The following is a 10,802-nucleotide window of genomic DNA, read 5'->3' as shown; positions in this document are numbered from 1 at the left end:
TCAAAACCTATTGAAGTCCATAATGAAATTGAAATCGCAAAGCAGAAACCCGCGCCACTTCCGGAGGTACCTTGCGGAAATCATGTGAAAACCACGCAGTGAAATCGTGAAGGAAAAGCGACATTGGTTCCTGCCCGGTCCCATGGAAGAGGAGCCGGATTATTTGCCGACCGGACCACGGGCCGAACCGCGTGAAGCCGAGGTCCTCGACGATTGGCGGAAAGCAGAGGCGGGTCATGCCGCACTTCTTGCCCGTGTGGCCGGTCGCGTCGGCGCGCTGGACGACCGGCTAAAGCGCGGCCCTGACGGATGGCGGCACAGGCTTGCCCTGATCGAGGCTGCCGACCTCAGCTGGTTCGCGGGCGACCGTATCGGCCCGGATCGGCTCGCGCTCTGGATGTCCATGCGCATTTCCGGCCTGCAAGACGACATCGACGCACTCGCGCGCGTCGGTTGGGCGGTACGTCGTCTGACAGGGGGGCCAGGCCCAGAGGTGGACCTGTCCGCCTTCCTCGACCGCCGCGATCCAGAGAACATGGCAAATGAAGCCGAGCCCTTTGCGGACCGCGCGGGCGGTTGGCTCGACCTGATGGCACAAGTCGCCGATCTTCACCCGATAGCCCGTGCTTGCGCGGGTTATCACTTCTGGAGCCTCGCGGGCCTCGGGCAGCAGGGCGATCGAATGGAAGCGGCCGTCACGGCCGCGCGGATCGCGGCCAGCGAGGAGAGAGGCGCAGTCTTTGCGCCTCTGGCCATGGGCGGGGCAGGGGGGCTGCGCGCCGGCGGCCCACCCGCTGACCGTCTGGCGCGCTGGCTTGACGGGATGGAGACCGCCTGTCTGACCGCAATGCGGCACCTTGACGATATCGAGGCATGGTCAGCGAGGGCGGAAACCGAGATGACCCCACTCTCGGGAAAGACCCCACGCGCCTTGCGCGCCGTTCTGACCGAATGGCCTATTGTCTCTGCCCCGATGGCCGAGGCCCTGACCGATGTCAGCCGCGCCGCTGTCCAGCGCAATCTCGCTTGGATGCAGGCACAGGGTCTGGTCCGCGAGATGACCGGCCAGGGGCGGTATCGGATGTGGCGCACCACGAACTGAAAGCACAGAGCGCACCTTGGGCTGTCAGGGAACAGGAACGCCTCAACTTCAATTGCGTCATTCACCACGTGAATGATTGTGATCTGGTCAGCACCGATACGGTAAAAGATGAGGCATCGGTGGCGACAAGGTGAGGCCAACATCGGGATTGAAGTTGCACTATTAATAGGGTAGCCCCCTATGCTATGGGTCATACTGTCCAGAACAAATCCAAACTTCTCGCCAGAGTCCGCCGCCTGAAGGGGCAGATGGAGGCGATCGAACGGGCGCTGGAGGCGGAAGTCTCCTGCGCCGAAATCCTGAACCTCGCCGCCTCGGTCCGCGGGGCGACGAACGGCCTCGTCGTCGAACTCCTCGAGGATCACCTGCGCAACCACGTCGTTGATGTCGAAGGCGATGCGCAGCGGAAGGCCGGGGCGGACGAACTGATCGAAGTCATGAGAAGGCACCTGAAATGAGCCCGAACGCCGCCGCACCGCACGACCACGTCTTCCTCGGCGAGAACCATGCCCGCAACGAACGCCGCACTTGGGCGGTGATCGCGCTGACCGCGACCATGATGGTCGCGGAGATCTCCGCGGGCACGATCTACGGGTCCATGGCGCTGCTGGCCGACGGCTGGCACATGTCCACCCATGCCTCGGCGCTTCTGATCACGGCGCTCGCCTATCGCTTCGCCCGGAAACATGCGCGCAACCCGCGCTTCACCTTCGGGACCGGCAAGCTCGGCGATCTTGCTGCCTTCGGAAGTGCGACCGTCCTCGCTATCGTCGCACTGCTGATCGGTTGGGAAAGCCTTGTCCGCCTGCGCAGTCCGGTCCCGATCAGCTTCGACGAGGCGATCCTCGTCGCCGTGATCGGCCTCTTGGTGAACCTCGTCAGCGCCTGGCTGCTCAAGGACGACCACAGCCATCACCAAGGCCATAGTCATCACCATGCTCATGATCATGGCCACGGGCACGGTCACAATGATCACGATCATGACCACGGGGCGGCAGCCACCCGCGCGGGAGACCGCGACAACAATCTGCGTGCGGCCTACCTCCACGTTCTCGCGGATGCCCTGACATCCGTTCTTGCCATCGCCGCACTGCTCGCGGGCCGCAGCTATGGCTGGGTCTGGCTCGACCCGGTGATCGGCATCGTCGGCGCCCTCGTCATCCTGAGCTGGTCGTGGGGACTGCTGCGCGACAGCGGATCGGTTCTCATGGACTATCTGCCCGACCACGAGGATCTTCCGGCCGAAGTGCGTGCAGCCATCGAAAGCGAGCATGACGAGATCGTCGATCTTCATGTCTGGCAGCTCGGGCCGGGGCATCACGGCGCCATCATTGCGCTGAAATCCACGCGCCCCGAACCGGTCGCGGCCTATCGTGCGCGGCTGCGGCACATCGACGAACTCTCTCACGTGACCGTGGAAATTCATCCCGCCTGAGGTGCGAGGCTTCTCGTGGGCCTCGTGATCCTGGCCAATTCCCCTGTGCCGATGACCTCGTCTCGCGGCCGCCGAACATCTCCGAAAGGTAGCTGAGATGCCGACCATGTCCCCGCTGATGAAGATCGCCACTGGAAGCATCGTGGTCGGCATCGTCGTGCTGGCGCTGAAGACGCTCGCATGGTGGATGACCGGTTCGATCGCGCTGCTGTCCGATGCGCTCGAAAGTACGGTGAACGTCGCGACCGCAATTGCAGCGCTCATTGCGATCCGCCTCGCTTCACGACCCGCGGACGCCAATCACCCCTATGGCCACCACAAGGCGGAACTGTTCAGCGCGATCCTGGAAGGCGTGATGATCATCATCGCTGCGCTGCTGATCATGCGCGAGGCGTATCACGGGTTTCTCGCGCCGCGCATGCTGGACGCGCCACTCGAAGGCCTACTGGTGAACGGCCTGGCCAGCGTGATCAATGCCTTCTGGTGCTGGATGCTGATCACGCAAGGACGCAAGCGGCGGTCGCCTGCGCTGGTTGCGGATGGCCGTCACCTTTTCACGGACGTCATCTCCTCTGTTGGCGTGACCTTCGGGGTCCTTGTGGCGATCCTGTCCGGGTGGGCCATGCTCGACCCTTTGATGGCGCTGATCGTGGCGATCAACATCCTCTGGTCCGGCTGGAGGGTGATGCGGGAGTCTCTCAGTGGTCTGCTGGACGAGGCCATCCCGGATGTGACCCTCGCGCAGGTGCGCGAGACGATCTCGCGGGAAGCCGAAGGCGCTGTCGAGGCGCATGACCTTCGCACGCGCCATGCCGGTCAGGCCTCGTTCGTCGAGTTCCACCTCATCGTCCCCGGCGATATGACGGTGAACGCCGCGCACGACATCTGCGACCGGATCGAAGCGGCATTGAAGGAGATCCTGGAGGGCTGCGTCGTCACCATCCACGTCGAGCCGGAACGCAAGGCGAAGCACTCCGGCGTGGTGGTGCTGTAAAATCTACAAGAAGATCAGGCTTCTCGTTGATCGGGCATTCTTGGGCTGACAGATGCGCGGCGAGGCTTCTGTGCACCGCTGTATGGTTTTGCCAAGTCGAGCCATGTTGCGGCTCCGCGCAAAGTGATCGCATGGAGGGCAGGGTGCTGCTGCGAGAAGTGAAAGATCAATACACAGTGCGAATGTGGCGCGCCGCGGCATGACTTACTGCCATGACCGCCCTGCATCAGGTTTTTTTGCCGGAAGATTTGGCATGTTTGCTGATGCTTCACGACGGATGATCCCTTTCCCAAGTTTTCATCTATACATTGAGCAGGCCGATTTTTTGACTGAACCTCAGCCACCGACTGGTGTCGCTTTGCCTTTAAAGGCGAGATGACGAGTTCAACAAAATCAATGGGTGTGCTTTGCCATTAAATATGAGATTTTGTCTTTAAATGCGATACTCTTACCCTTAAAGCTGAGACAGAGGTTAAGGGGGCGCGTGGCTAAGGGCGTCATCATGATCTCGGCGGAGAGCCAGTTGCGACAGGACCGACCTCGGAGGTCATCATACCCTGCTGGCCGACCAGCGCTTCATCCTGGAGCTAAACCTCCAAGGGTTTGCCCCGCAGCCCCGTACCAGATCAGTACAGTCTTCGCTGATGCGGACGATGTGCCCATCCGGCAAGGTCACCAGGTCCATGTCGCATTTCCAGTGGTCCGGTCGCCAGGAGGCCAGTGGGCTACGCCACACCAAGTTAGTGCGCATCACCGAGTGGCAAACACACAACTGCTTCCAGTCCACCTGCCAGCACATTGCGGAGCACGACTGTCCCGCCGTGTGCCTGAATGATCGTGCGGGCGATTGCCAAGCCGAGGCCGACGCCGCCGGTATCTCGGCTGCGAGACCCTTCCAAGCGTACGAACGGCTCAAAGATCGCTTCAAGCTGGTCTTCGGGCAATCCCTGGCCCTTGTCCGCGATGGTGATGATGGCCAATCCCGGCGTTCGGTCCAGCTTTACCATCGCCACCCCGCCATAGCGGACAGCATTGTCGATCAGGTTCCTTAGAGCGCGGTTCAAGGCGTGCGGGCGGACGGTGATTGGCAGAGGCGACGACGGGGCAAGATTGGCTCGTTCTCCCCCTACATCGTTGACCAGATCAGCCAGCAGGACGGCAAGATCGACTTCAGCGGCGGGTTCTGCCCGCGCAACCCCGCGTGCGAATTCCAAGGTTGCCTCGACCATGGCCTGCATTTCTTCGACCAGTGCCTTCAGGCGTACACTATCCTCGGTTTCGTCCAGCATTTCGATCCTGAGCCGCATTGCTGTAAGCGGCGATCGCAAATCATGACTCAGGGCGGCGAGCATGTGCGTGCGCTCGTTCACGAAGCGGGTCAGTCGGGCCTTCATCCGGTTGAAGGCCTGCGTGGTCTCGCGCACCTCGGATGGCCCCGTCGTCGGCAGCGGATCGGCATCAAGCCCACGGCCCAAGCGGTCGGTGCCAACAGCAAGAGCACGCATCGGGCCGACGACGCGCCGCGCAGTCCACCAGGCCACCAAAGCTACCGCAACCGCCATTAACACCACCGGCAGCAGGGCCTGCGGAGTTAATTGCAGGGCAGGGCGGTAAAACATCGTGCGTACGTTCAGCCAGTCGCCCGCCGCAAGACGGATCGACAGCGTCAGCTCAATGGGGTCGGTCCGCCCTGCCATCATCGCCTCATGCATCGGGCGCATGGACGCAGGTACTCCCTCTGGCAATGGCAGGGACGCGAGGGACAGCGCATGAACATCGGCGCGCACTTCCCGTTCCGGCTCGCCAAGGATCTGGCGGATCTGGCGCAGAACCATGTCCGCCTCGGCGCTGTCGTGGGACGCTGCAGGCTCGGGTCCGACTTCAAACCGGACAAGCGGAGAATTTGCCGCGCGGAGTATCGACATGCGCAGATCAGTGGGGGCGCCATCCAGAAGCAAGACAACATTCGCGGCGCGCCCTGCCGCCTCCAGCCCGAGGGCTGCACGAACTGCACGGTTCCGCTCGTCTGTCAGCAGCAACAGGCCAAGCCCCTGTGTGATGGCCAACGCCAAAAGCAACATGATCAGCAACTGCCCGCCAAGAGATTGCGGGAAGAGCTTGCGCAACATCGAGAAGCGCGCGCTCACGGCATTGCACTCACGTCTGCGGCAAGGCTGTAGCCACCACCCCAGACAGTTGCGATCAGCACAGGCTTGGCCGGATCGGCCTCGATCTTGCGGCGCAGGCGGCTAATCTGGTTGTCGATGGTGCGATCGAACACCTGTGCGGCGCGACCCGATGTAAGATCGAGCAGTTGTTCGCGGCTGAGCACGAAGCGCGGCCGTTCCAGAAACACCGTCAGCAGACGGAATTCTGCAGTTGTGAGTGCGACCTCGATGCCATCGTCGTCGGTCAGGGTCCGGCGGTCGGTATCAAGCACCCATCGGTCGAAGGCCAATCTGTGCCCGGCAAGGCTGCCACCAACGACGCCCCCCCGGTCGGATCGGCGCAGGATCGCCTTGATCCGGGCCAGCAACTCTCGCGGATTGAAGGGTTTGGGCAGATAGTCGTCGGCCCCGACCTCCAACCCCACGATACGGTCAGTTTCATCACCCAGGGCTGTCAGCATCAAGATCGGAATGGCCCCCTGCGCACGCAAACGTCGGCAGACCGAGAGGCCATCTTCGCCCGGCATCATCACATCCAGCACGATCAGATCGAATTGACCCACCTTCATCGCCGCATCCATTGCGACGGCATTGGCGGCAGAAGTCGCGCGCATGCCGTTCCTTTCCAGATATTTCACCAGGGCATCGCGGATATCACGGTGGTCATCGACGATCAGAATATGCGGCGGCTGGGTCATCATCTTGTCTCCTGATGTCGACCCTAGCTGAACGCGGTAGTGCTGCGGACAGAAGATTGTCGCAAACCTCTCTCAGGACCTCTGCCTGCGACAGTTTGATACAAAACAGGCGTCGCCCTGACAAACCTGTGGGACACCTCGCTCCCAGATTGGACCCATCGCAATCTGATCCAGGAGAGACAGAATGAAACGTTCGACAAAATTCGCCCTCGCTACCGTTGCCGCCCTTGGCGTAGCCGCTGTCGCCGTGCCGGTCGTCGCCCAGCAGGGTCAGATGCAGCATGATGGCATGATGGACGGAGGCATGGGCATGATGGGCCAGCATGGCGGCATGATGGGTGGCGCCATGGGAATGATGGCCGGCGGCCAGAGCTATGCCATGGCCACGTTCGATAGCAACAAAGACGGCACGCTTAGCCCCGAGGAAATGACAGCCGGGATTCAGGCTGAACTCAAGACCTACGACACCGACGCCAACGGGACTTTGTCGCTGGAGGAATTCGCGGTGATGCATGCGGCCCACACCCGACCGATGACCGTGCGTGCCTTCCAGATGCACGACGCCGACGGTGACGCACAGGTCACGGAGGCTGAAATGGCCGCCATGGCAGAAATGATGCAAAGCCACATGGGCGGGCAGCAGGGCATGCCGGGCATGGGTCATGGGATGATGGACAACGACTGACGCGCTTTATTTTCCCGCTAACTGGGCAAATCTCCGGTTAGCGGGAGGAATCCCAACACAGATCAGGAGGCCATGAAGATGAACGGCTACGGTATGGGATTTGGAATGGGCTTCGGCTGGCTCTGGATGATCGTCACCCTTGTGCTGGTCGGCCTCGCGATTGCGGCGCTGGTCAAATACTTGCGCAAGTGAGCGTTCTCCGGCCCTGAAAAGCTAAGGGCGTTGGTGCTTCGGAACGCTTCTCTGCTGAAGGGATTAACTTGGAGCAACATTTGTTCAGGAGTCGAAATATGAACTACGGACGTTTCTTTGCAATGATCGCGACTTCGACGATCGTGATGTTTGGATTGATGTATCTCAACACCTACGCGCTTGACCATATCTTCTTCTCCCAGACGCGGATGTGGATGGCGATCTATATGGGTGCGGTAATGGCAATCATCATGCTCGCTTTCATGCTGGGCATGTATTCCAACAAGAAGGTCAATCTCGCGATCTTCGCGGGCGCTGCTGCAGCCTTCGCCCTTTCGCTGTGGCTTGTCCGAAGCCAGGCGACGGTCGACGATCTCGCCTGGATGCGGGCGATGATCCCACATCATTCCATTGCAATCCTGACCAGCGAGCGGGCCGATATCTCAGACCCAAGGGTTCGGGCACTGGCAGATGCAATCATCGAGGCACAGCTCAGCGAAATCGCTGAAATGAAGATATATATCGCTGACATCGAGGCGAACGGCGAGGCACCTGCAGGCACCCCCCGCGCCGAACTTGAATGACGCCACAGCCGGGTGGAAAGCAGAGTCGGCTGCTCGAGTTGAGGTAATGAACCAAAAGGAACGACAATGGATTACACGATCAACCGCTTGATAGTAGACGCTGATTTTGACGCCGTCGACGCCCGCACCCGCGCGGCGCTGACTGACAAGGGTTTCGGCATTTTGACAGAGATCGACGTCAAGGCAACGATGAAGAAGAAGCTGGACGTGGATATGCCAGCCTACCGGATTCTCGGGGCCTGCAACCCGAAGATGGCGATGGAAGCCATTGGGATGGAACCGCGCGTCGGTGCGATGCTGCCATGCAACGTGATCCTGCGCGAGGTCGAAGGCGGGGTCGAGGTCAGTGCGATTGATCCGGTTGCTTCGATGCAGGCCATCAACAATCCCGCATTGCATGCCGTCGCAGGTCAGGTGCGCGACTTGCTGGCCAAAGTTGTTGCGGCAATTTGATTGCAACCGCAGCCGCAATCTTCGCTTGACCTTCCAATAATGGGAAGGCGCATCGTGAGTCGGTAGGCCTTTGCATCTGCCTTCGCGCGGCGCTTACCGCGACAGGAGAACGCTATGAAACCCACCGATCCGCACGGCAGCCATGCCCATCCCGACCCCGACATGCCTGAAAGCCAAGGCGCCCCACAAAGTGGAACTGGGCCAACTTCCATCGACCCAGTCTGCGGCATGACCGTCACGTTGAAACCCGACACGCGGACCGAGGCGTTTGGCGGCAAGGACTTCCATTTCTGCTCCGGCAAGTGCCAGACGAAGTTTCAGGCCGATCCGTGGTTCTACGCCTCCGGCCGTGCGGCGGGGCGCAAGAAAGTTGCCCCCGCCAATGTGCAGTATACCTGCCCAATGCACCCCGAGATCATCCGCGATGCGCCTGGCTCATGCCCGATCTGCGGCATGGCGCTGGAGCCGATGCTGCCATCGGACGAGCCCAGCCATGAGTTGACCGATTTCACCCGCCGCATGTGGATCTCAGTTGCCGCGGCGGTGCCGCTGATCGTGTTGACGATGGGAGAGTTCGTGGCCCTGCCGGTGCGCGACTGGATCGGGCATCAGGTGGCCAGTTACCTGGAGTTCGCGCTGGCAACTCCGATCATCCTTTGGGCGGCCCTTCCCTTCTTCAGACGCGGCTGGGATTCGCTGGTGAACCGGTCGCCCAACATGTGGACGCTGATCAGCCTTGGGGTGGCGGCGGCCTACCTCTATTCGCTCGTCGCGACGTTTCTGCCTGGCGTGTTCCCTGAAGTCTACCGGATGGGTCACGGCGTTGGCACCTACTATGAAGCGGCGGTGGTGATTGTGGCTCTGGTCTTTGTCGGCCAGGTCCTGGAGCTGCGCGCACGCGAACGCACCGGCGATGCGATCCGCGCGCTTCTCGACCTCGCGCCGAAGACGGCGCGGCGCATTCTGCCGGACGGCACCGAATACGATGCGCCTTTGGAGAACATCATGGAGGGCGACCGGCTGCGTGTGCGCCCCGGAGACGCCGTGCCAGTCGACGGCGTGGTGATCGAGGGTCATTCATCGTTGGACGAAAGCATGCTGACCGGCGAGTCGATGCCGGTCGAAAAAGGGCCGGGAGATGCGGTGACCGGGGCCACCATCAACAAGAACGGAAGTCTTGTTATCGAGGCAGGCAAGGTTGGCGCAGACACTGTTTTGGCTCAGATCGTGGCCATGGTATCGAACGCGCGCCGGTCGCGCGCACCAATCCAGGGGCTGGCGGATCGGGTGTCCGCAATCTTCGTTCCGACCGTAGTTGGGATCGCAATACTGGCCTTTGCGGCCTGGATGATCTTTGGCCCCGAGCCAGCCCTGGTCTTTGCCATCGCGTCGGCGGTGTCGGTGCTGATCATTGCCTGCCCCTGCGCGTTGGGTCTTGCCACCCCAATCTCGATTACGACAGCGGCTGGACGCGGCGCTCAGGCGGGTGTGCTTATCAAAGACGCTGAGGCGCTGGAGCGGATGGCGGGAGTCGATACGCTGATCGTCGACAAGACTGGCACGTTGACCATGGGCAAGCCCAAGCTCACCGATACGGTGACGCTTGGGGACGTGGCAGTCACAGACCTGTTGTCCCTTGCTGCGGCGCTGGAACGTGGGTCGGAACATCCGCTGGCCGAAGCCATTGTCGAGGGGGCTGACGCGCAGGGCGCGTCCCGACAAGAGGCTACGGGATTCGAGGCGGTCACCGGCAAGGGTGTGCGTGGCAAGGTCAAAGGTCGCGCGGTTGCGCTTGGCAACGCAGCCATGATGCAGGAAATGGGGTTGGACACTGCGCGTGCGGAGGCACAGGCCGACACTCTGCGCGCCGAGGGCAAGACCGCGATGTTCATCGCTGTCGACGGTGTGCTCGCAGGCATCCTCGCCGTCGCAGATCCGATCAAGGAGTCGACCGCGCGGGCGATCAGGGAACTGCATGCCCAAGGGTTTCGCGTCATCATGGCGACCGGCGACAACGAACGCACGGCACAAGCGGTCGCGGCCAAGCTCGGCATAGATGAGGTGCGCGCGGGCGTGCTCCCCGAGGCGAAGAAAGACCTAATCGACCGGCTACGCCGCGAGGGTCACAAGATCGCAATGGCGGGCGACGGCGTGAATGACGCGCCTGCGCTGGCGGCAGCGGATGTCGGCATCGCCATGGGTACCGGGGCTGACGTCGCGATGGAAAGCGCGGGCATCACTCTTTTGGGTGGCGACCTGATGGGCATCGTCCGGGCGCGCAAGTTGGCACGCGCAACCTTGCGCAATATCAAGCAGAACCTGTTCTTTGCCTTTGCTTACAACGCACTTGGCGTACCGATCGCAGCCGGGCTGCTCTATCCGATCACCGGCCTTCTTTTGTCGCCGATGATCGCAGCTGCGGCGATGAGCCTGTCATCGGTCTCCGTCATCACCAACGCATTGCGTCTGCGCAGGGTTGATCTGTGAAAGA

General features: G+C 61.6%; 10 protein-coding genes. 8 read left to right on the top strand and 2 right to left on the bottom strand.

All coding sequences use genetic code 11. The annotated features are described in order from the left end of the window. Positions 1-142: 142 nt before the first annotated feature. From Q7J44_RS21975 to Q7J44_RS21960, 4 genes are all read left to right on the top strand, one after another. Positions 143-1,102, top strand: coding sequence for a helix-turn-helix domain-containing protein (locus tag Q7J44_RS21975; RefSeq protein WP_304883220.1), 960 nt, complete (start codon positions 143-145; stop codon positions 1,100-1,102). A gap of 248 nt (positions 1,103-1,350) precedes the next feature. Beyond that, complete coding sequence (locus Q7J44_RS21970) at positions 1,351-1,560, top strand: metal-sensing transcriptional repressor (protein WP_370693061.1); 210 nt, start codon at positions 1,351-1,353, stop codon at positions 1,558-1,560. Further along, on the top strand, positions 1,557-2,537 hold the full coding sequence (gene dmeF, locus Q7J44_RS21965) for a CDF family Co(II)/Ni(II) efflux transporter DmeF (protein WP_304883207.1): 981 nt from the start codon (positions 1,557-1,559) through the stop codon (positions 2,535-2,537). The genes Q7J44_RS21970 and dmeF overlap by 4 nt, the downstream gene beginning before the upstream one ends. Before the next feature lie 106 nt (positions 2,538-2,643). Beyond that, positions 2,644-3,531: a cation diffusion facilitator family transporter gene (locus tag Q7J44_RS21960; RefSeq protein WP_304883219.1), complete on the top strand. Its 888-nt coding sequence runs from the start codon at positions 2,644-2,646 to the stop codon at positions 3,529-3,531. Positions 3,532-4,271: 740 nt separating this feature from the next. On the opposite strand, the gene Q7J44_RS21955 is transcribed toward Q7J44_RS21960, so the two are convergent. Further along, positions 4,272-5,678: an ATP-binding protein gene (locus Q7J44_RS21955; RefSeq protein WP_304883206.1), complete on the bottom strand. Its 1,407-nt coding sequence runs from the start codon at positions 5,676-5,678 to the stop codon at positions 4,272-4,274. Further along, positions 5,675-6,397, bottom strand: a complete 723-nt coding sequence (locus Q7J44_RS21950) for a response regulator (RefSeq protein WP_304883205.1) — start codon at positions 6,395-6,397, stop codon at positions 5,675-5,677. Before Q7J44_RS21950 ends, Q7J44_RS21955 begins: the two co-directional genes overlap by 4 nt. Before the next feature lie 184 nt (positions 6,398-6,581). Between Q7J44_RS21950 and Q7J44_RS21945 the strand changes: the two genes are divergently transcribed. The 4 genes from Q7J44_RS21945 to Q7J44_RS21930 all read left to right on the top strand — a co-directional run bounded on the left by Q7J44_RS21945 (position 6,582) and on the right by Q7J44_RS21930 (position 10,798). After that, entirely contained in the window at positions 6,582-7,082 is a 501-nt protein-coding gene (locus Q7J44_RS21945) for a calcium-binding protein (RefSeq protein ID WP_304883204.1), read from the top strand. A 290-nt stretch (positions 7,083-7,372) separates the two neighbouring features. Next, positions 7,373-7,858 (top strand): DUF305 domain-containing protein, encoded by a 486-nt coding sequence (locus tag Q7J44_RS21940; protein WP_304883203.1) that lies wholly within the window; start codon positions 7,373-7,375, stop codon positions 7,856-7,858. Positions 7,859-7,924: 66 nt separating this feature from the next. Continuing rightward, entirely contained in the window at positions 7,925-8,311 is a 387-nt protein-coding gene (locus Q7J44_RS21935) for a DUF302 domain-containing protein (protein ID WP_304883202.1), read from the top strand. A 162-nt stretch (positions 8,312-8,473) separates the two neighbouring features. After that, positions 8,474-10,798 (top strand): heavy metal translocating P-type ATPase, encoded by a 2,325-nt coding sequence (locus Q7J44_RS21930; protein WP_304883218.1) that lies wholly within the window; start codon positions 8,474-8,476, stop codon positions 10,796-10,798. The last annotated feature ends 4 nt before the right edge of the window (positions 10,799-10,802 follow it).

The organism is Pseudotabrizicola sp., assembly GCF_030656345.1.
Classification (GTDB): domain Bacteria; phylum Pseudomonadota; class Alphaproteobacteria; order Rhodobacterales; family Rhodobacteraceae; genus Pseudotabrizicola.
Note: the sequence above shows the minus strand (reverse complement) of the source record. Positions and strands in the feature narration are given on the sequence as shown.